This window comes from Hominimerdicola alba (assembly GCF_900109655.1).
Classification (GTDB): Bacteria; Bacillota; Clostridia; order Oscillospirales; family Ruminococcaceae; genus Hominimerdicola; species Hominimerdicola alba_B.
The window spans coordinates 64,055-86,990 of sequence record NZ_FOAT01000003.1 but is presented as its reverse complement, the minus strand read 5'-3'; the positions used below and the strand labels follow the sequence as shown (position 1 = coordinate 86,990).

11 protein-coding genes are annotated in these 22,936 nt (G+C 48.9%); 10 read left to right on the top strand and 1 reads right to left on the bottom strand.

The window, feature by feature from the left end; translation table 11 throughout:
- Positions 1-457: 457 nt before the first annotated feature.
- Together rpoB and rpoC are read left to right on the top strand one after the other, a co-directional pair.
- The gene (gene rpoB / locus BMY75_RS04470) at positions 458-4,363 is read left to right on the top strand and encodes a DNA-directed RNA polymerase subunit beta (RefSeq protein WP_074830337.1); all 3,906 of its coding nucleotides are present in this window, start codon (positions 458-460) and stop codon (positions 4,361-4,363) included.
- A 111-nt stretch (positions 4,364-4,474) separates the two neighbouring features.
- Complete coding sequence (rpoC, locus tag BMY75_RS04465; protein ID WP_074830333.1) at positions 4,475-8,062, top strand: DNA-directed RNA polymerase subunit beta'; 3,588 nt, start codon at positions 4,475-4,477, stop codon at positions 8,060-8,062.
- A 69-nt stretch (positions 8,063-8,131) separates the two neighbouring features.
- On the opposite strand, the gene BMY75_RS04460 is transcribed toward rpoC, so the two are convergent.
- Positions 8,132-9,121: a serine hydrolase domain-containing protein gene (locus BMY75_RS04460; RefSeq protein ID WP_074830330.1), complete on the bottom strand. Its 990-nt coding sequence runs from the start codon at positions 9,119-9,121 to the stop codon at positions 8,132-8,134.
- A 152-nt stretch (positions 9,122-9,273) separates the two neighbouring features.
- Between BMY75_RS04460 and BMY75_RS04455 the strand changes: the two genes are divergently transcribed.
- From BMY75_RS04455 to BMY75_RS04420, 8 genes are all read left to right on the top strand, one after another.
- Positions 9,274-9,777, top strand: a complete 504-nt coding sequence (locus tag BMY75_RS04455) for an RNA polymerase sigma factor (protein WP_074830326.1) — start codon at positions 9,274-9,276, stop codon at positions 9,775-9,777.
- Positions 9,752-11,536, top strand: coding sequence for a hypothetical protein (locus tag BMY75_RS04450; RefSeq protein WP_074830324.1), 1,785 nt, complete (start codon positions 9,752-9,754; stop codon positions 11,534-11,536). Before BMY75_RS04455 ends, BMY75_RS04450 begins: the two co-directional genes overlap by 26 nt.
- 393 nt (positions 11,537-11,929) lie before the next feature.
- A complete protein-coding gene (rpsL, locus tag BMY75_RS04445) occupies positions 11,930-12,355 on the top strand; it encodes a 30S ribosomal protein S12 (RefSeq protein ID WP_002852924.1) in 426 nt (141 codons plus the stop codon).
- Positions 12,356-12,568: 213 nt separating this feature from the next.
- Complete coding sequence (gene rpsG, locus BMY75_RS04440; protein WP_002853108.1) at positions 12,569-13,039, top strand: 30S ribosomal protein S7; 471 nt, start codon at positions 12,569-12,571, stop codon at positions 13,037-13,039.
- A gap of 21 nt (positions 13,040-13,060) precedes the next feature.
- On the top strand, positions 13,061-15,139 hold the full coding sequence (gene fusA / locus BMY75_RS04435) for an elongation factor G (RefSeq protein ID WP_074830318.1): 2,079 nt from the start codon (positions 13,061-13,063) through the stop codon (positions 15,137-15,139).
- Between the two features lie 147 nt (positions 15,140-15,286).
- The gene (gene tuf, locus BMY75_RS04430; RefSeq protein ID WP_074830314.1) at positions 15,287-16,486 is read left to right on the top strand and encodes an elongation factor Tu; all 1,200 of its coding nucleotides are present in this window, start codon (positions 15,287-15,289) and stop codon (positions 16,484-16,486) included.
- Between the two features lie 451 nt (positions 16,487-16,937).
- On the top strand, positions 16,938-19,514 hold the full coding sequence (locus tag BMY75_RS04425) for an NYN domain-containing protein (RefSeq protein WP_074831076.1): 2,577 nt from the start codon (positions 16,938-16,940) through the stop codon (positions 19,512-19,514).
- Between the two features lie 629 nt (positions 19,515-20,143).
- Complete coding sequence (locus BMY75_RS04420; protein WP_074830311.1) at positions 20,144-22,765, top strand: dockerin type I domain-containing protein; 2,622 nt, start codon at positions 20,144-20,146, stop codon at positions 22,763-22,765.
- Positions 22,766-22,936 lie beyond the last annotated feature (171 nt).

Below are 22,936 nucleotides of genomic sequence, written 5' to 3'. Positions count from 1 at the left end.
ACGCAGGCGGTCGCTTGCTGTAACTACGGTACAAAAAGCGGCGTGTGTACTGTATGGGGACACATCTTTGATACAGCATCTTGACAACAGAATAATATCAAAAGCTTGTGATTTACAGAAAATGGATATGTTAACAGAAAATTTACCGTATTTTGCATGAATTGTCATTGTAAAACTTTGAGGCTCGTAGTGTCAAGGTTTTTGTTAAAAGCGGCGAAAATGGGTCGGGTGGGGGTGCAGTCAATGAAAAAGCCTTGACATTGGATAAAGTCTGTGATATAATTTTATACTGTATCATAATGGAACATTACGCCTGTGAAAATGCCAAAAAGCGGTAAAAACAGGGCAAAGTTCCCGTTCGTGAAGTGCTTACTCACCCTGTGTCAAGAGGGTGAAAAACACGGTTTTACAAAACGTTCACAAAGTTATCGAAATAAATTAAGGAGTGATCGAGCCTATGGTTAATGTCAAGGACGTAAGACTTGGTAAGAATACCAGAAAAAGCTTTGCCAAGATCAACGAAGTCCTGGAAATGCCTAACCTCATCGAGGTGCAGAAGAACTCGTATCAGTGGTTTCTGGACGAGGGACTCAAGGAGGTTTTCAGAGATGTTTCGTCGATCACAGATTACAACGGTAATCTGGAGCTGACTTTCGTGGGATACCGCTTTGATGAAAATTCAAAGTACACGATCGCAGAGTGCAAGGCAAGAGATGCAACGTACGCTGTTCCCCTGAGAGTTACCGCAAGACTGAATAATCTCGAAACAGGAGAGATCAAGGAGTCAGAGGTCTTTATGGGTGAGTTCCCTAAGATGACCGACAGCGGTACCTTCGTTATCAACGGTGCAGAGCGTGTTATCGTATCTCAGCTGGTACGTTCTCCCGGTGTTTATTATGCCTTTGATAAGGACAAGACAGGTAAGGATCTGTTCAAGACCACCGTTATACCTAACAGAGGTGCATGGCTCGAGTATGAAATGGACTCGAACGATGTCGTTTATGTCCGTATAGATAAGAACAGAAAGATCCCGATAACCACATTTATCCGTGCTCTCGGCTTTGGTACAAATGAGGAGATCGAGGCTACTTTTGGTGTTGACGAGAGACTGACCCAGACCATAATGCAGAAGGATCAGACCGCTAACCGCGAGGAAGCTCTGCTGCAGGTATACCAGAAGCTCCGTCCGGGCGAGCCTCCCACGGTAGAGTCCTCTGAGACACATCTGAACAATCTGTTCTTCGATGCAAAGAGATATGACCTGTCGAGATTCGGCAGATACAAGTACAACAAGAAGCTGGGCGTAGGCTCAAGACTTGTTGGCCATAAGATCACAAGACCCATCGTAGCTCCCATGACAGGCGAAGTTCTGGCAGAAGAGGGCGACCTCATCAGCTACGAGAAGGCTATGGAGATCGAGACTGCGGGTGTTAAGGAAGCTTATGTTACCGTCGAGGTAAAGGAGTACGAGACTGCTCCCACAGGCGAGACCATCACCAGAATGGTGGACAAGGAAGTAAAGATCATAGGCAGCGGCATGGTTGATATGCAGGCTTATGTTGACTTTGATCCTGCTGAGTGCGGCATCAACGAGAAGGTAAGCTTTGCAGTACTCAAGGAGATACTGGAGAGCACCGACGATCCCGAGGAGCTGAAGGAAGAGATCAGGAACAGAGGCGATGACCTGGTTCCCAAGCACATCGTTATCGATGATATCGTAGCTACTATCTCCTACTTCCTCAATCTGTGCGACGGCGTTGGCGATGTTGATGATATCGACCACCTGGGCAACAGACGTATCCGTTCCGTAGGCGAGCTGCTGCAGAACCAGTTCCGCATCGGCTTCACCAGAATGGAAAGAGTTATCCGTGAGAGAATGAATATCCAGTCGCAGGACAGCGAGGTCATCACTCCTACTGCACTGATAAATATAAGACCCATCACTGCGGCTATCAGAGAGTTCTTCGGTTCATCTCCTCTGTCACAGTTCATGGATCAGAACAACCCCCTTGCTGAGCTGACTCACAAGAGAAGACTTTCCGCCCTGGGTCCCGGAGGTCTGTCGAGAGACAGAGCCGGATTCGAGGTTCGTGACGTTCACTATACACACTACGGCAGAATGTGCCCTATCGAGACTCCTGAAGGACCTAACATCGGTCTGATCTCCTATCTGGCATCATTCGCTAGAATAAACAAGTACGGCTTCATCGAGGCTCCTTACAGAAGAGTTGACAAGGAGACAGGCGTTGTTACCGACGAGGTAGTATATATGACTGCCGATGTCGAGGACAACTTCATGGTAGCTCAGGCAAACGAGCCCCTGACCGAAGACCACAAGTTCGCAAGACCTAAGGTAAACGGCAGATACAGAGATCAGATCCTTGAGATCGAGAACAGCAAGATCGACTTCATGGACGTATCTCCTAAGATGGTCGTTTCAGTCGCTACTGCTTGTATCCCGTTCCTGGAGAACGATGATGCGAACCGTGCGCTGATGGGATCGAACATGCAGAGGCAGGCTGTGCCGCTGCTTAAGACCGAATCTCCTATCGTTGGTACAGGTATGGAGTACAAGGCTTGTATCGACTCAGGTGTTGCAGTGGTATCCACCAAGGCAGGTGTGGTTGAGAGTGTTGACGCTGACAAGATCGTTATCCGCGAGGACGACGGCAATATGCACACCTACGAGCTGACCAAGTTCAAGAGATCCAACGCAGGTACCTGCACAAACCAGAGACCTATCGTTGACAAGGGCGAGCGCATCGAGGCTCACCAGATAATCGGTGACGGTCCCGCTACTTCCAACGGCGAGCTCTCACTGGGTAAGAACGCACTCATCGGCTTCATGACCTGGGAAGGTTACAACTACGAGGACGCCGTTCTGCTGAACGAGAACCTTGTAAAGCAGGATAAGTACACCTCTATCCACATCGAAGACCTGGAGACCGAAGCAAGAGATACCAAGCTTGGACCTGAGGAGATCACAAGAGATATCCCCAACGTGGGCGATGACGCTCTGAAGGATCTGGACGAGAACGGTATCATCAGAATTGGTGCTGAGGTTCGCTCGGGCGATATCCTCGTTGGTAAGGTAACACCTAAGGGCGAGACCGAGCTGACTGCCGAGGAAAGACTGCTGAGAGCCATCTTCGGTGAAAAGGCAAGAGAAGTAAGGGATAACTCCCTGAAGGTACCTCACGGCGAAGCAGGTACTATTATAGAAGTAAGAGTATTTACAAGGGATAACTGCGATGAGCTTTCTCCCGGAGTAAATATGCTGGTAAGATGCTACATCGCACAGAAGAGAAAGATCTCTGTCGGCGATAAGATGGCGGGTCGTCACGGTAACAAGGGTGTCGTTTCACGTATACTTCCTCAGGAGGATATGCCTTTCCTGGAAGACGGTACTCCTCTGGATATCTGTCTGAACCCCCTGGGCGTGCCTTCGCGTATGAATATCGGTCAGGTTCTTGAAGTTCATCTGGGTATGGCTGCAAAGGCACTTGGCTGGAAGATAATGACTCCTGTATTCGACGGCGCACACGAGGCTGATATCCGTGAGTGCTTCAAGATGGCTCAGCAGAACTATCTCGAGCACAAGGATGACGACTTCGAGATACACCCCATGGATGAGGTCATCAACCCCAGTGCACTGAGCATGAGCGAGGACGGTAAGTTCACCGTATACGACGGAAGAACAGGTGAGAAGTTCGATAACCGCGTTACTGTTGGTTATATGTACTACCTCAAGCTCCACCACCTCGTTGACGATAAGATACACGCACGTTCCGTTGGTCCTTACTCACTGGTAACACAGCAGCCTCTCGGCGGTAAGGCTCAGTTCGGCGGACAGCGTTTCGGTGAGATGGAAGTTTGGGCTCTGGAAGCTTACGGCGCAGCTTATACTCTTCAGGAGATACTGACCGTTAAGTCGGACGACCTGAACGGACGTGTCAAGACCTACGAGGCTATCGTTAAGGGTCAGAACGTTCCTAACCCCGGCGTGCCCGAGGCGTTCAAGGTACTTATCAAGGAACTGCAGTCCCTGTGCCTTGATATCAAGGTTCTCAACATCAATAACGAAGAGATCGACCTCAAGCAGAAGTTCGATGATGATGACGATCTCATTCCTACACACTACGCTGATGACAATACCAAGATGTCCGCTGAGAGCGAAGACTTCGGCGACGGTTTCGGCGCTGAGGACGAGGACGGTACTTCCGAACTCGAACACGGTGATCTTGACGATTACGGCAGCAGCGGCAGCGACGATTACGACTACGGCGACGGCGACGAGGGAGACGACGATTATCTCCACGACAGCTACACCGGTGACGTTGATGAGGACGATCTGTTTGAATAAAACAGGAAACGTTCATGTACGACAATAATTAATCATTGGTAAACAGGACAAGAGGCACAGGGTGTCTCTTGATCCGGTTTCAACTTCTAAATAAAGGAAGGGGTATCGCTGTTGGATTTTAATGTATTTGAATCAATAAAGATCGGACTGGCATCTCCCGAAAAGATCAGAGAATGGTCTTACGGTGAGGTAACAAGACCCGAAACCATAAACTACCGTACACAGAAACCAGAAAAGGACGGTCTGTTCTGCGAAAGGATATTCGGACCGCACAAGGACTGGGAGTGTCACTGCGGTAAGTATAAGAAGATACGCTTCAAGGGCAAGATATGCGAACGCTGCGGCGTTGAGGTAACAAGGGCTAAGGTAAGACGTGAGAGAATGGGTCACATCGAGCTGGCTGCACCTGTATCCCATATCTGGTATTTCAAGGGCACACCCTCCCGTATCGGACAGATGCTGGAGATCTCTCAGAAGAGACTTGAAGAAGTGCTCTATTTCACAAAGTATGTAGTTATCGACCCCGGCAACACCGATCTTGAAAAGGGCAAGCTGCTTACCGAGCAGGAGTATAACGATCTGCTGGTAAAGTATGACGAGAGCGATTTCAAGGCTGGCATGGGTGCTGAGGCTATCAAGCAGCTGCTGGAGGAGATCGACCTCGACAAGCTTTCCGAAGAACTGAAAGAGGAGCTGAAAGAGCTGCCCGCAGGTCAGAAGAAGATCAAGCTGCTGAAGAGACTTGAGATCGTTGAGGCATTCAGGGTATCAGGAAACAGACCTGAGTGGATGATACTGGACGTTGTTCCCGTTATCCCCCCCGATATCAGACCTATGGTTATGCTGGACGGCGGCAGATATGCTACCTCCGACCTGAACGACCTCTACAGAAGAGTTATAAACAGAAACAACCGTCTCAAGAGAATGCTGGAACTCGAAGCTCCCGATATCATCGTGAGAAACGAGAAGAGAATGCTCCAGGAGGCTGTTGACGCGCTGATAGACAACGGCAGACACGGCAGACCCGTTACCGGTCCGAACAACAGGGCATTCAAGTCCCTTTCGGATATGCTTAAAGGTAAGCAGGGACGTTTCCGTCAGAACCTGCTGGGTAAGCGTGTTGACTATTCCGGACGTTCCGTTATCGTCGTAGGCCCTGAGCTGAAGATGTATCAGTGCGGTCTGCCTAAGGAGATGGCTCTGGAGCTGTTCAAGCCCTTCGTTATGAAGAGACTTGTTGACACAAATCCTCAGATCAATATAAAGAGCGCAAGAAAAGCAGTCGAGAGAGCACGCCCCGAAGTTTGGGACGCTCTGGAGAACGTAATTCAGGGTCACCCTGTAATGCTGAACCGTGCGCCTACACTGCACAGACTGGGTATTCAGGCATTCGAGCCTATACTCGTTGAGGGCAGAGCTATCAAGCTGCACCCTCTGGTATGTACAGCGTTCAACGCCGACTTCGACGGCGACCAGATGGCTGTGCATCTGCCTATATCCGTTGAGGCACAGGCTGAGGCAAGATTCCTCATGCTGGCTGCCAACAACCTGCTGAAACCTTCCGACGGACGTCCTGTGGCAGTTCCTTCTCAGGATATGCTGCTGGGTTCCTACTACCTGACTCTCCAGAAGACAGGCGAGCCCGGTGAGGGCAAGGTGTTCAGAGATGTCAACGAGGCTATCATGGCTTATGATAACCACGATGTAACTCTCCACGCTGCCATCAAGGTAAGGATCACCCGTCAGATCGGCGAAAAGACCGTATCCAAGATCATCGATGCTACCGTCGGCAGACTTATCTTCAACTCCATCATTCCTCAGAATCTTGGCTATGTTGACAGAACAAGCTCCGAGAAGCAGTTCGACCTGGAAGTTAACTTCCTCGTTAAGAAGAAGCAGCTGGGCGACATCATCGACAGATGTATACAGAGACACGGTACTACAACTACCTCCGAAGTGCTTGATAACATAAAGGCACTGGGCTATAAGTACTCCACCAAGTCTGCCATCACCGTTGCGGTATGCGACGCTGATATCCCCGCTTCCAAGAAGGATATCCTTGCAGAAGCTGACGCACTGGTAGAAAAGGTAGATAAGCAGTACAAGAGAGGTTATATCTCCAGAGAAGAGAAGTCCAAGAAGTTCATCGAGATCTGGAACGCTGCTACCGACAAGGTAACAGATGCACTGAAGGCAAGCTACGACACCGAGCACAATCCTATCCATATGATGGCGGACTCCGGTGCCCGTGGTTCGATAAACCAGATAAGACAGCTCGCAGGTATGCGTGGTCTGATCGCCAATACATCGGGTTCTACCATCGAGATGCCTATCAGAGCTAACTACCGTGAAGGTCTTAACATACTGGAATACTTCATCTCCTCCCGAGGTGCTCGTAAGGGTCTGGCTGATACCGCTCTGCGTACCGCTGACTCGGGTTACCTGACAAGACGTCTTGTTGACGTTTCTCAGGACGTTATCATCAGACACAAGGATTGCGGCACTACCATCGGTATCGAGATATTCGATATCAAGAACGGCAACGAAATGATCGAGCCTCTCAGCGAGAGACTTGTGGGCAGATACCTTGTTGAATCCCTCAAGGATCCCAAGACAGGCGAGCTGATCTGCTCCAAGGATAAGCTGATAAGCGAGCATGACGCTGCCAAGATCGTCGCAGCACTGGAAGAAGAGGGCAAGACCTCTATCCAGATCAGATCGGTACTGCAGTGTAAGGCTAGAAACGGCGTCTGCGCTAAGTGCTACGGTGCAAACCTGGCTAACGGCAGCGTTGTTCAGGTCGGTGAAGCTGTCGGCGTTATCTCCGCACAGTCCATCGGTGAGCCCGGTACACAGCTGACCATGAGAACATTCCATACCGGTGGTATCGCATCGGCAGAAGATATCACACAGGGTCTTCCCCGTGTCGAGGAACTGTTCGAGTCCAGAAAGCCCAAGGGTGCAGCTATCATCTCCAAGATCGGCGGCGTAGTTCGCATCGAGGAGATCAAGAAGACAAAGCAGATCACCGTAACCGAGGATATCATTCCCGACGGACGCATCGAGCCCGCATTCGAGACCTATCCTATACCTTACGGCTACAAGATCAGGGTTAGAGACGGTCAGACAGTTATACCCGGTGAGCCTCTCACCGAGGGTTCCATCAACCCTGCTGATATACTGGCTGTTAACGGCGAAAAGGCTGTACAGAACTACATCATCACCGAAGTTCAGAAGGTTTACCGTCTGCAGGGTGTTGATATCAACGACAAGCATATCGAAGTTATCGTTCGCCAGATGATGAGAAAAGTCAAGATCGACGATCCGGGTTCAAGCTACAGACTCCCCGGCGAGCTGGTTGATAAGTACGAAGTTGACAGGATAAACGAAGAGATACAGCAGCAGATCGATGCTGGCGACGAGAGCGCAAGACTCATCACAACTCTGCCTGTTCTCCAGGGTATCACCAAGGCTTCAAGCTACTCCGACAGCTTCCTGTCCGCAGCGTCCTTCCAGGAGACTACAAAGGCTCTTACAGACGCAGCTATCAGGGGCAAGACCGATAAGCTCCAGGGTCTTAAGGAGAACGTCATCATCGGTAAGCTCATACCCGCAGGTACAGGTATGGACGTTTACAACAAGGTTGAGATCGTCAAGAACGAGAGCAGCGCACACACTGCGCCTGAGTCGTTCATCTGATAGGTACTCGGCTAAACTGTATAAAAAGTGCAGCTCTTTGATGAAAACTCAAAGAGCTGCTTTTGTATATCAGTCTGTCATGGGGATGATATTTTTCTCGATAAATTCAAGTCTGTCGAAGATACGCGGCTTGAAAGTTCCCGTCACACCGACGGAGATATTCTTATCCCTGTTTACATATATCATGTTTCCGCCATCACCGATAGCGGCGCAGACACCGTCGCCTTTGCGGGGAGTATACCATAGATATCCATAGTACATATTGCCGAAGGTCTTGGGGAGCTTCTGCATTGGGGAAGTTATCTCGTTTATGCGGGCTTCAGATATAATACGCTTGCCCTCGTATTCACCGCCGCTTAGCACCATCTGACCTATCCCGGCCATATCCCGAGCGGAGAGGGTAAGACCCCAGCCCGCGGTCACAGTGCCATGAGGGTCGGTGTACCACTCGTGTTTTCTGGGTGCTTTGTTCATCAGATAATCGAACTGGTCTTCCTTTGAACTGGCACCGTGAGATCTTATCTCCTGTATTCCAAGGGGTTTGAAAAGGTATTCGTTGGCGAATTCAAGGCAAGTCATTCCCGAGGCTTTTTCGATGACCCCCGAAAGTATCTGTATGCCGAGGGTGGCGTATTTGAACTCGCCTGTGATGCCCGAACGTCCGCCAAGCAGGTCGAGGGCGGCTTTCGTCCAGTCATCCGAGGTGCAGATTTTCGTCCACGGTTCGCTCCTGTATTTGTAAGGCGCAGTCATGGTCAGCAGATGTTTCAGCGTAACATCATAAATGGTCTTTTCGCCGCGCTTGACAGTGTAATCGGGAAAGAGATCCAGAACTTTGCAGTCAGCTCCCGAGATAAAGCCATTGTCTTCGGCGATGCCTTCAAGAAGTGCCATAATGCCCTTGGTCACGGACATAACGTGCATTGCATCGTCTTCTTTAAAGCCGCTTCGGCAGAAACTTAAAGCAGGTTCGCCGTCTTTAAATGCGTATATCTGGCAGATGTTGCTCTCGTTTCCTCTGCCGTTTTCGATCAGTTCACGAAGTCCCTTGTCGTTCATACTTAACCTCCCATAGTCGAATAGTTTTATCGGTAATAAAGAGTATATCAAAAACAATTTTTAATGTCAATCCAATAAAAAATTTTTTTCAGAGCCATGCAACATTTTGGTGGGTGCGTGCGTTTTATTATACAGAGAGGGAGGTGAGGCGCATGGCTGATATCCTTAGCGATTATGAAGAGTTATTGAAAGAGTACAGCGACATGGTCACGAGGCTGTGTGTTATGCACACGGGGGATATGTCCGATGCAGAGGACGTATACCAGAACGTGTTCTTCAAGCTGTACAAGGAACTGAAAAAAGGTGTTATCCCGAACCCGAAAGCATGGCTTCTTAGGGTGACGGTGAACGAGTGCAGGAGTTTGTGGCGGTATCGCCTGCGCAGGAACACCCTTAGTTTGGAAGAGGTGAGCGACATACCTGTTCAGCCTGCCGACAGTGAGATATGGCAGCTGGTGATGGAGCTTCCGCCGAAGTACAGAGATGTGATATACCTTTATTATTATGAAGAGCTTACAGCTGATGAGATAGCCGAGGTCACGAAGACAAGACCTTCCACCGTGCGCTCACAGCTGAAACGCGGCAGAGAAAAGCTGAAAGGTCAGCTTGAACAGGAAGGGAGCGGACGTTATGAAACAGATGAGATTTTTGGATAATGTCAGGACACCCGAGGACTGGCAGCGAAGGGCTCTTAAAGCGGCAGAGGCTGATGCCTTTAAGCCAAAGCTGAAAAAATGGCAGTCGGCGGGGATCGTTGCTGCAACAGCAGTGGCAGTTATCGGTATGGTGGTCGTGCCGCTGCTTAATGGATACAAAGGCACCGATACGTCCGTTGAACACACAGCCGCTGAAAGCAGTTGTGAGGACAGCATCTCCGAAGATATCAGCCTAAAAGACAAAAGAAATGACAGAAGTTCGGGGTCGTCTGCTGTAAAGAGTGAAAAGGATATCGAAGAACAGGCGAAAAACATAGCAGACTCGGTAGAAAAGATGGACGAGATGTATGGTCTGACTGAATCCGTGACGGTGCTTGACTGCGAAAGACTCAAGGACAGTGATACTATATACCTTGTGGCTGCAAGACAAACGTATCAGTTCGGAAATTTCGTATTCTGCACCGAGCTGCCGCTGTACGGCGATGTGCTTACGGGAAACAAGGAGCTTCCCGAGTTCGGTGACATGGTCGTGCTGGGATTTGATGAACTGAATGGCGAGGAGTGCCTTGATACGAATGTCAATATGAAAGTAAACGGCAGGAAATACTTTGCGGTACAGCCCCGCGGTACACTGACCTGCAAGGGCTATACAGATCTAGGCAGATGGACAGACGGTTTCTTCGGCGATGTACTGCATTCGGCACAGGCTGCGGCAAGGGTCACGGAGGATACAATTGACGATACTGTTAAGTATCTTGTCAGGGGAACTTATAAAAATATAGAACAAGTCAAGCCCGATATCGAGAGCAGCATCTCATGGAACGGAAAAGACACAGACCTTAAAGGCGAGATAATGACGACGATATTCGATGAAGCCTACGTAAGGGGCGGAGCAACATCTCAGCTTTATGTGGTTAAGATAGTTAAGAACGACGGCAGTCATCTGTGGGCGGACGCGTATTTCGACAGCGTAACAAAGGACTGTACGCTGCATATAGACAGGATAACAGGCACGCTGAAAACAAAGTGCGATACTGATATCGAGCTGCTGAATGCAAGGCTGGTTTCCGACAGCACACGCGAGGATACCGTATATCTGCTGATAAACGCCATTGATACCGAAAGGACGGGAAATATCAGGGGCAAGCTTGAAATTGAGGTCGTGCTGAACGATGAAACGAAAAGAGATACCCAAGTCAGCGAGGATACGGTCATTCAAAGTGCAGCTGCCGAAAACGGAGATTATGACTTCACGGTTGAACCCTGCGGCGACGTTGTTGTGAGAAATATCGATGATAACGGAAATGAACGCACACAGTTCCTGTACACCTTTGAACTTACCGCATCGGAAAAAGCAGATTTTGACGAGATAAAAAATGTCAATTTCTACGAGGATTACAAAACGCCTGAGATATCGTCTGTTGAGATAAACAGTAATTATGAGTATGTTGTGAAGTCCGAAGACGAGCGCGTTTGCTACCTCTGTACTGCAAACTACGAGGTGTACAGTGGCGGAAAGCTTCTGCTGATGTACGGAGTGGAGTTCAATGAAAAGGTTTCAGAGCCGCCCGATGGCATGACATTCCTCTTCGGCAAAAAGAACGGTGATGATGTAGTATGGGAGAGCAGGGTCGAATTTACGGACAGTGATACAGCGGAGAACCGGAAAAACAACAGCTCAGGAAGGCTGACGGTGAGCAACAGGAATGTTGACTATAAGGCAGCATCGAATAACGAGCCTGCGGAAAACAACAAATAGGGAGCGGCACGCGGTCGACGCAGTCACCGCTAACAAACAAACGAGCGTGGACAGATCGAACGTCCACGCTCTTTCTTTTGGCGGATAATATTGCCGCGTCCGCTATCGGACAGCATCAGCCACAACCGGCGCTGTCACTGTTATCCGATGGCTCGACACGAGGAACGAGGGACGAAAGCTTGCAGGGCAAAGTCCGATTTGAGAGTGTCGCAGTACATCAGAACTGCAAGTGCTTATGACTTCTATATGAGTACCGACCGAATAGAACAGAGCGTTTTGTGTGAAGTGTAAAAAATATTTTAAACTGCTTGACATATCGGGAAAAGTAATGTATAATAGTCGAGTACGCTGACAATAGGGTCAGTGTAACTATTTGATGAAAGGAGAGAAACCATGCCAACCTTTAACCAGTTAGTAAGAAAGGGCAGAAACGTACTTGCAGACAAGTCTACAGCTCCTGCACTTCAGAAGGGCTTCAATGCCAAGAAGAAGAGAGTAATCGATCAGAGCTGTCCTCAGAAGAGAGGCGTATGCACAGTTGTTAGAACAGCTACTCCTAAGAAGCCTAACTCCGCAATGAGAAAGGTAGCCAGAGTAAAGCTGACCAATGGCTACGAGGTAACTGCATACATCCCCGGCATCGGTCATAACCTTCAGGAGCACTCTGTTGTTCTTATCAGAGGCGGAAGAGTTAAGGACCTCCCTGGTGTAAGATACCACATCATCCGCGGTACTCTTGATGCACAGGGCGTTGCTAAGAGAATGCAGGCTAGATCCAAGTACGGCGCTAAGAAGCCTAAGGCAGGCGCTGCTAAGTAAGCTTAATATAAGCTTGCGGAAACTACGGGAATTATCCCGCTCAAAATTTATGGAACAACTCATTGCCGCGTAAAAGCGGAGACCACAGTTTTTGTGGAGTGATTGATATATATCGGTAACTCTGCATGGAACTGACGGGGCTGTGACGGGTCGCAAGGTCTGGTCACAGAGCGAGTACCTATGAATTCATTATTTGTGAAGGAGGGAATTAAAGTGCCAAGAAGAGGTAGAGTTACCAAGAGAGACGTACTCCAGGATCCTGTATACAACAGCAAGCTGGTTACACGTCTGGTAAACAACATCATGCTCGACGGTAAGAAGGGTGTTGCCCAGAAGATCGTTTACGGAGCATTCGAGATCGTAGAGGAAAAGACAGGCCGTCCTGCTCTCGAAGTATTCGAGGAGGCTATGAACAATATCATGCCTGAGCTGGAGGTAAAGGCTCGCCGTGTCGGCGGTGCTACCTATCAGGTCCCCATGGAGGTTAGACCTGACAGACGTCAGACACTCGGTCTGAGATGGATCACTAAGTATTCTCGTGAAAGACACGAGGATACAATGAAGGAAAAGCTCGCAGCTGAGATCCTCGACGCTCTTAACGGTGTGGGCGGTTCATGCAAGAAGCGTGACGACACACACAAGATGGCTGAAGCTAACAAGGCTTTCGCTCATTACAGATGGTAAGAGTATAGAGGAGGATATATCATGGCTAGAGAAACTAAGCTCCAGGATTACCGCAATATCGGTATCATGGCACACATCGACGCCGGTAAGACAACTACTACTGAGCGTATCCTGTTCTATACCGGTGTTAACTATAAGATCGGTGAAACACACGACGGTGCATCTACAATGGACTGGATGGCACAGGAGAAGGAGAGAGGTATCACTATCACCTCTGCTGCTACTACTTGCTACTGGAAGGGTCACAGACTCAACATTATAGATACTCCCGGCCACGTTGACTTCACCGTTGAAGTTGAAAGATCTCTGAGAGTCCTCGACGGCTCCGTTACCGTTCTTTGTGCAAAGGGCGGCGTTGAGCCCCAGACCGAGACTGTTTGGAGACAGGCTGACAACTATAAGGTACCTCGTATGGTATACGTCAACAAGATGGATATCATGGGTGCTGACTTCTATAACGTACTGAATATGCTCCACGAGAGACTTCAGTGCAACGCCGTTCCGATCCAGCTGCCTATCGGCGCTGAGGAAGATTTCAAGGGTATCATCGACCTGCTTGAAATGAAGGCTTATATCTATTACGATGATCTGGGCAAGGATATCAGATGCGAGGACATCCCCGCTGATATGCAGGAGAAGGCAGAGCAGTACAGAGCTGACCTGATCGAGCACCTTGCTGAGGTAGATGATGACCTCGCAGAGAAGTTCTTCGCTGATGAGGAGATCACTATCGATGAGATGAAGAAGGTAATCAGACGTTCTACCATCGACAACACAATGGTTCCTGTTACTTGCGGTACTTCCTACAAGAACAAGGGCGTTCAGAAGCTGCTCGATGCTATCGTTGACTATATGCCTTCTCCTATCGACGTTCCTCACATCAAGGGTACAAACCCTGATACAGGTGAGGAGTGCGAAAGAATTTCCGGCGATGATCAGCCTTTCGCTGCTCTCGCATTCAAGATCGCTACTGACCCCTTCGTTGGTAAGCTGGCATACTTCAGAGTATACTCCGGCGTACTGAGCGCTGGTTCTACCGTTTACAACTCCACCAAGGACAAGGACGAGAGAATCGGACGTATCGTTCAGATGCACTCCAACGACAGAAAGGATATCGATACCATCTACGCTGGTGATATCGGTGCAGCTATCGGTCTGAAGAATACTACAACAGGTGATACTCTCTGCGACGAGAAGAACCCTGTTATTCTGGAATCCATGGAATTCCCTGAGCCTGTTATCCAGCTGGCTATCGAGCCTAAGACTAAGGCAGGTCAGGAGAAGATGGGTATCGCGCTGGCTAAGCTGGCAGAAGAAGACCCCACATTCAGAACTTATACTTCTGAAGAGACAGGTCAGACCATTATCGCAGGTATGGGTGAGCTCCACCTGGAGATCATCGTTGACAGACTGCTGAGAGAGTTCAAGGTTGAGGCTAACGTAGGTGCTCCTCAGGTATCCTATAAGGAGACCATCACTAAGGAAGCTAACGTTGACTACAAGTACGCTAAGCAGTCAGGTGGTAAGGGTCAGTACGGTCACGTTAAGATCAATGTATTCCCCAACGAGAGCGGTGCAGGCTACGAGTTCGTAAACAAGGTAGTCGGCGGTTCTATCCCCAAGGAGTACATCCCTGCTGTTGACGCAGGTATCAAGGGCGCTATGGAGAGCGGCGTACTCGCTGGCTTCCAGGTTGTTGACTGCAAGGTTGAGCTGTATGACGGTTCTTACCACGAAGTTGACTCCTCTGAAATGGCGTTCAAGATCGCAGGTTCTATGGCATTCAAGGAGGCTATGAAGAAGGCTTCTCCTATAATCCTTGAGCCTATCATGAAGGTATCCGTAATAGCTCCCGATGATTATCTGGGTACTGTTATCGGCGACCTGAACTCCAGACGTGGTCAGATCCTCGGTCAGGAGCAGAGAACAGGTGCTGTTCAGGTTGACGCTCTTGTTCCTCTGTCTGAGATGTTCGGTTACTCCAACGACCTGAGATCTAAGACTCAGGGCCGTGGTCAGTATGCTATGGAACCACACAGCTATACTCAGGTACCGAAGTCCATCGCTGACAAGATCATGACTTCCAGAGCTAAAGACTAATTTTTAGCAAAAATATTTTGCAAAACCCTTGCAAAATGGTTAATTATTTGGTATAATAATACTACGGTATGTCAGATGAGCGTTCAGTATACCTGAACGCTGCGTCTGAACGAAGTATAAAATTTTATTTTAAGGAGGAAAATTCCTATGGCAAAGGCACATTTTGAAAGAACCAAGCCCCACGTTAACATTGGTACCATCGGTCACGTTGACCACGGTAAGACTACCCTGACAGCTGCTATCACCAAGACACTGGCTATGAAGGGTCAGGCTAAGTTTGAGGCTTATGACATGATCGATAAGGCTCCCGAGGAGAGAGAGAGAGGTATTACAATCAATACCGCTCACGTTGAGTATGAGACTGATAAGAGACACTATGCTCACGTTGACTGCCCCGGCCACGCTGACTACGTTAAGAACATGATCACAGGTGCTGCTCAGATGGACGGCGCTATCCTGGTTTGTGCTGCTTCTGATGGCCCTATGGCTCAGACAAGAGAGCACATCCTGCTGGCTCGTCAGGTTGGCGTTCCTGCAATCGTTGTATTCATGAACAAGGCTGACCAGGTTGACGATCCTGAGCTGCTCGAACTCGTTGAGATGGATATCAGAGATCTGCTGAGCTCTTATGATTTCCCTGGCGATGATACTCCTATCATCGTTGGTTCTGCTCTGGCTGCTCTTGAAGCTCCCGATGACCTGAGCAATCCTGCTTATGAGCCTATCATCAAGCTGATGGACGCTGTTGACGAGTACATTCCTACTCCTGAGAGAGACGACGCTAAGCCTTTCCTGATGCCTGTTGAGGATACTATGACCATCTCCGGCCGTGGTACCGTTGTTACAGGTAGAGTTGAGAGAGGTGTTCTGAACACTGGTGAGACCGTTGAGATCGTTGGTCTGTCTGATGAGAAGCAGTCCACAGTTGTAACCGGTATCGAGATGTTCAGAAAGACTCTGGATTCCGCTATGGCTGGTGATAACATCGGCGCTCTGCTCCGTGGTATCACAAGAGATCAGGTTGAAAGAGGTCAGGTTCTTTGTAAGCCCGGCTCCATTCACCCCCACACTAAGTTCAGCGGTCAGGTTTACGTTCTGAAGAAGGAAGAGGGCGGCCGTCATACTCCTTTCTTCAACAACTACAGACCTCAGTTCTATTTCAGAACAACTGACGTTACCGGTATCATCACTCTGCCTGCTGACAAGGAGATGTGCATGCCCGGCGATAACGTAACTATGGATGTTGAGCTGATCACTCCTATCGCTATCGAGGAAGGTCTGCGTTTCGCTATCCGTGAGGGTGGTAGAACCGTAGGTTCCGGCGTTGTTACTGCTATCAACGAATAATTTTTAGCTTAACAAGCTTTTCTGAAGACCGAGTCATTTGACTCGGTCTTTTTTTGTCTTGTAATACTTTGCTTTTTATGCTATAATAATATCATAATCTTCCGTATCCCGTTGTCTTCTGCCATAAACAAAAATTTATCCCAAGGACTGCGGATTTTACTGGGGAAAACCTTTCTGAAGAAAGGTTATTCCCCAGACCCCTTTCCAAAGACTTCTATTTCTTTTTGGCAGGGGGCAGCTATCCTTATAAGAATAGCAAAGTTCACCTGTTTGCGATTCTTTAATAAAAAGTCTGCCCCCTGCCAAAAAGAGTTAAAAGTTTTCGGGGAGGAGTTTGAGGAGGACCCTTTTTCAAAAGGGTCTTCCTCAATAACACCCGCAGTTCGTGGGATAAATTTTTGTTTGCGGCATAAGAGAACGTGATATGGAAAGACAAGGTTGGTATAACGATATGAACAGAAAAGCAGTAATAGGAATACTTGCGCACGTTGACTCGGGCAAGACTACGCTTTCGGAGGCTATGCTGTATAAAAGCGGGGCGATACGCAAGTTGGGTCGTGTGGATCACAAGGACGCATTCCTTGATAATAACCCTATCGAACGTGATAGGGGTATAACAATATTCTCAAAGCAGGCGGTCTTTGAGTACGGCGGTGTGGGATTCACTCTGCTGGATACTCCGGGGCACGTTGATTTTTCGGGTGAAACCGAGCGAACTCTCCGTGTGATAGATGCGGCTATACTGGTTATAAGCGGCACTGACGGCGTTCAGCCACACACGAAAACTCTGGCACGGCTGCTGGAAAGGTACGATATCCCCACTTTCATCTTCGTCAACAAAATGGACATGGACGGTGCGCGAAAGGATTTCGTCATGAATTCAGTGACTGCCGCCATGGGGGACAGGTGCGTTTCTTTCGCACAGCCCGCCGATGAACTGACGGAAGCGCTGTCCCTCTGCACAGAGGAGATGATGGAAGAGTATCTAGAAAAGGGCGAAATTTCGGACAGCAGCATGATATCTGCCATAGCACAGAGACGTCTGATACCCGTGAGCTTTGGTTCAGCCCTGAGATTGGAGGGCATCGAAGCCCTGCTTGACTGCATTTCAAAGTATATCCCTCTGCCCGAAGAAAATGCCGAATTCGGCGCGAAAGTTTACAAAATTACCGAGGAGGGCGGCGCAAGGCTCACCCATATGAAGATCACAGGCGGCAGCCTTGCCGTCCGTGATGTGCTGACCTACACCGACCGCGAGGGCGAGGAAGTCAGCGAAAAGGTGGGCAGGATAAGGGTCTACAGCGGTGAAAAAGCCCGCAACGCCGAAGTCGTGGTTCAGGGTGAAGTTTGCGCTGTTCCCGCACTTACGGCGACTTTTGCGGGTCAGGGTCTTGGGTTTGAGCCTACCGATACCGAGCAGATACTTGAACCTGTGCTGACCTACCGCGTTATTGCACCAAAGGAAGTTGACGAGCACACTCTACTCAGCAGACTGCGTATCCTCGAAGACGAAGACCCCACCATGGCGGTGAACTATAACGAGCAGCTTCACGAGGTGACGGCGGCGCTGATGGGTGAAGTTCAGGCGGAAGTGCTGAAACGCATCGTCAGCGAGCGTTTTGGAATGGAGATAGAGCTGGGTGAGGGACGGATAGCCTACCGCGAGACTATCGCCGAGCCTGTTGACGGCGCGGGTCACTTTGAGCCACTGCGCCACTATGCGGAAGTCCATCTCCGCCTTGAGCCACTGCCCCGAGGCAGCGGTCTTGAATTTGACAGCGATTGCAGCGAGGATATCCTCAGCCGCAACTGGCAGAGACTTATCCTGACCCACCTGAAAGAAAAGACCCACCGCGGCGTGCTGACCTGCTCGCCCATAACCGATATGCGCATAACCCTGACGGCGGGGCGGGCGCATCTGAAACACACCGAGGGCGGTGATTTCCGTCAGGCGACTTACCGCGCTGTAAGGCAGGGTCTGCGCAAGGCGAAAAGCATACTGCTTGAACCCTGGTACGCATATCGGCTGGAGATACCCGCCGCAAACGTGGGCAGAGCTCTCACCGACCTTGACCGCATGGGCGCTCATGCCGAGCCGCCTGAGACCGACGGCGAAACGGCGGTGCTGACGGGTACCGCTCCCGTGTCGAAACTTCGGTTCTATCACACCGAGGTGGCGGGCTATACCAAGGGCCTGGGCAGGCTGAGCTGTCGGGCGGCGGGCTATGATGTCTGTCTTGATGCTGATGAAGTCATCGCCGAGATAGGCTATGACCCCGACAAGGACACCCATAACTACGCAGATTCCGTATTCTGTTCCCATGGGGCGGGTCACGTTGTGCCCTGGAATGAAGCCGACGAGCTTATGCACGTCAGCCCCGAAACAGGCAGGCGGCAGTATCAGCAGGCTGAGGAAGTCCGCACCCGCGCGGCAGATTTTGTACGCCGTGCCGTTGAGGACGAGGAGCTCATGGCCATATTCGAGCGCACATACGGCTCCATAAACCGCAAAAAGCGGGACGCTATGCGTACTCCCAAGGAAGTTGTGAAGACCAAGTCCAAGCCCAGACCTGTCCCAACGGGTCCCGAATATCTGCTGGTTGACGGCTACAATATTATATTCGCATGGGACGACCTGAAAAAGCTGGCGGCTGAAAATCTCGACCTTGCCAGAAGTACGCTGATAAACCGCCTCAGCAGTTTTCAGGGGTGTCGGGGCTGTGAGCTCATAATAGTTTTTGATGCCTACCGCGTGAAAGAGCCCGAGCATATCGACAAGGCGGGAAGCGTCAGCGTTGTGTATACCAAAGAAGCTGAGACCGCCGACACCTACATCGAGCGCACGGCTCATCAGCTGGCTAAGGAGCATCGTGTCACGGTGGCGACTTCCGATGGGCTTGAACAGGTGATAATCATGGGCTCTGGGGCGAGGAGAATGTCCGCCAGCGACCTGAAACACGATGTTGAAGCCTCTGAAAGGGCTGTCAGGGACTATATCGAGAAGCTCAACCGCAGGAAACTGAAATGACGTATATGTTTTTTTCGCTGACACGCCGCACTTAAAGGAATATAACGAAAGTTTGGTAGGTTTCTATTCCCCGCCGCAGGCGGGGAATAGAAACCGCCAGTATGATATATCCATTTCGATCTGGCATTTTTGAAGTGTGGGTAAATGGATAGCCATAATAAATATTTGTTAGAAGATTCACTTGTTAACAAAACGTTTACAATCATCTAGTCACTTTGGGTGATGTGCGTCGGGTCAAAATGGTATATAATACATACATAAGATACAGAGAACACAAAACACTCGGTATCGAACTTAATTTTGACATTACCACTTTTAACCCGACTTTATAAAAAACAACAAGATCAAGCTCAAAGGTTTTGGCCAAGGACCTCTGAGCTTGGTTTTGTTTTATACGGACTTTTTTGCCGAACGAACATTAATTGTATGTTTGTTCGGTTTTTTATATGCTGTATTGTTGAATATAAACAAATAATCTTCCTGAATTTCAGTTCAATTACCTTGTTGAAATTTTATCAAAAGTATGCTATAATTGATTTAATGAAAGAAACATATTAAACATAACGAAATAATTTATAAGTATTAACAAATTAACCAACGAGGTTCCGATGGGTGTGAGGAGGATAGTAATGAATAAGAGGATAATCAGAAGTCTGACAACAGCAGCAATAGCATTGGCAGCAGCAATGTCAGCTGTGGTTTGTGCAGAAGCTTATGAACTTGAAAAGCATACTCAGTCCGAGATAAGAAAAATGTATCAGAAATTGTACTTCGATCTCCATGATGCTCCCGAGTACAGCGAAAACTATTCTACAGAATATCCCACGTATGCAGGCAAGCTTGAACAGGATACTCTCGAGGACGGACTTGATTCTGTTAACTTCTGCCGATATCTGGCAGGTCTGCCCTATGATGTGGAGCTTGAAGAAAGCTATAACGTACTTGCGCAGAACGCAAGTCTGGTCATCTACATCAATCAGGCGCTGACCCATACCCCCACCAAGCCCGCAGTTATGAGCGACGAGGTATTTGCGCTGGCAAAGCAGGGCTCAGGCGATTCTAATATCGGCAAGGGCTATCTGAATATCCAGGCATCGGTAGTAGAGGGTTATATGTTCGATACCGATGAGAGCAATATATCAAAGCTTGGTCACAGGCGCTGGATACTTAATCCCGATATGCAGAAAACAGGGCTAGGCAATGTATACGACTGCACTGCTATGTACGTAAAGGACAAGACCCGCAAGGATAAATTCACGGGGGATTATATCGCGTGGCCGCCTGCAAATATGCCTAATGAGTTTATGGGCAGCGATAAGAACGGCTATGCATATTCCGTTACCCTCAACTCAAAAACCTATGCTGCGCCCAAGCGGGATAAGGTCAAGGTCACACTGACTTCCAAGCTTACAGGCAAGACAATGACCTTCGATAAGAATTCTAACGGCGATTCTTCACAGCTGATCGGCTATTTTGGTGTCAGCGATGCCAATATAACTTCCAACAACAACTGTATAATATTCAATCCCGGCTTGCTGCCAAAGAATGATGTTGTTGACATAAAGATAACAGGTATATACGATAAGAACGGCAAGGAAAGACCCATCAGCTACAGGATAAATTTTTTCGATCTTCTGGACGAGAAGGATTATGCTGTCGGATTCCCCGAGGATAATTATGAGATCGAGATAGGCGAACCTCTGCTGATAAAGGGCTATGACCATCCCCTGATAACAGGCGGCTACCGTATATGGAGCAGCTGCGAGAGCGGCGGAAAGCTTCGCGATTATGTCAATATGATCCAGTCAGGCGGAAACATCTATATGATACCCAAAAAGGAAGGCGTTCTGCACCTTTATGCAGGCACAAGCGAAACTTTCTTTAATGATGTATACTGCAAAGTCACCATAACACACAAGCACACACGCAGCCAGTGGATAGTTGAAAGAGCCCCTACCGCAACAGAAGCGGGCTACCGCTATAAGGAATGCAGCAAATGTCATAAAAGATTAGATGGCGAGGTAATGCCCGCAACATCGGTGGCGGCGGCTGAGATAAAGTTCGCTGAAGACAGATATATCTTTTCAGGCAGCGCAGTTCAGCCTAAGATAAATGTATATTCAAGCGGAAAGCGCCTGACCGAGGGTACGGATTATACCGTCAGCTATAAGAACAATGCGGCTGTTGGTACAGCTCAGCTGACAATAAAAGGCAAGGGCTATTTCAGCGGAACAAAGACCGTTGATTTCAGGATAGTAAGAGGCGAACCCGTGCAGATCAGCAAGCTGGATATTACAGTGAAGACCGATGTTCTTGTATATACGGGTGCGGCGATAGAGCCTAAGATAACAATAAAAGATGGTACTTATACTCTTCAGAAGAACAAGGATTATACTGTAGAATATACCAACAACACAGATGTCGGCACAGGCAATATTACCATAACCGGCATGGGTGATTATCTGGGAACAAGAAAATATACCTTTAAGATAGAAGCTGCCGATATCGGATATCCCTGGAGTATGGAAAATATAGAAGATGTCAGATATACAGGCAAGCCCATCAAGATCAATTTCCGGCTGAGAAGCCCTGTTTCCGGTGCGGCAATGGCAGAGGGCAAGGACTATACGGTATCCTACAAGAACAATGTCAGCGTAGGAAAAGCTGTGATAACTGTACGCGGGATCGGCAATTACTGCGGTACAGCCGAGATGGATTTCAATATAGTTTCTACCGAAGAATACAAAGGTCCCGAGCATCGCGATGATGTTATTGAGATAGACTGCAACAGCGCTCTGGCGATAAAGGGCGGTGACAGCAGGACTCAGGCAGTATTTATAGGCAGCAGCGGCGAGGTCATAAAGGAAAATGTTTCTTCCGACGGCACTGTGTATGCCGACCTACCCGAGGGCGAATACGTGGTATGGGTGATTGGATATTCCTGCAGACCTGTAAAGACAAGGCTGACAGCAGGAAGTACAGTCACCATGGCAGAAGTTAAGATATACAGGTACGGTGATATCAACCGTGACGGCAAGATAAATGTTACTGATATTTCGATAGCTGCCGCATTTATAAAGGGCAAGCGTACACCTGCTGACGAAGTGCAGTTCGATCTTGCTGATGTTAAACGTGACGGTGTTTTGAATATCACTGATATCACCAGGATAGCGGCACATGCAAAGGGTAAAAAGATACTTGTGGTAGATGAAGAATTTGTAATACCCGAACTGGCAGAAAAAGCAAACTAGCGTAAAACTGCCAAGTAAGAGAGCTTTTGCTCAAGCTTTTCGCGAAAAGCTTGCAGAGAGCTCGAGAGGCAGAGCCTCTCGGTCAAGGCGCAAAAGCGACGCGGCAACAAAGCTGTAAATAGAACAGGGTACTTCTGACCAAATAAGGCGCGGCAATACCAAAAATTCCGA

What these genes read in the sequence shown, in the direction of transcription:
- rpoB (WP_074830337.1), top strand. Translation starts at nt 458, where the DNA reads ATGGTTAATGTCAAGGACGTAAGACTTGGTAAGAATACCAGAAAAAGC.
- BMY75_RS04455 (WP_074830326.1), top strand. Translation starts at nt 9,274, where the DNA reads ATGGCTGATATCCTTAGCGATTATGAAGAGTTATTGAAAGAGTACAGC.
- BMY75_RS04420 (WP_074830311.1), top strand. Translation starts at nt 20,144, where the DNA reads ATGAATAAGAGGATAATCAGAAGTCTGACAACAGCAGCAATAGCATTG.
- BMY75_RS04450 (WP_074830324.1), top strand. Translation starts at nt 9,752, where the DNA reads ATGAAACAGATGAGATTTTTGGATAATGTCAGGACACCCGAGGACTGG.
- BMY75_RS04425 (WP_074831076.1), top strand. Translation starts at nt 16,938, where the DNA reads ATGAACAGAAAAGCAGTAATAGGAATACTTGCGCACGTTGACTCGGGC.
- tuf (WP_074830314.1), top strand. Translation starts at nt 15,287, where the DNA reads ATGGCAAAGGCACATTTTGAAAGAACCAAGCCCCACGTTAACATTGGT.
- fusA (WP_074830318.1), top strand. Translation starts at nt 13,061, where the DNA reads ATGGCTAGAGAAACTAAGCTCCAGGATTACCGCAATATCGGTATCATG.
- BMY75_RS04460 (WP_074830330.1), bottom strand. Translation starts at nt 9,121, where the DNA reads ATGAACGACAAGGGACTTCGTGAACTGATCGAAAACGGCAGAGGAAAC.
- rpsL (WP_002852924.1), top strand. Translation starts at nt 11,930, where the DNA reads ATGCCAACCTTTAACCAGTTAGTAAGAAAGGGCAGAAACGTACTTGCA.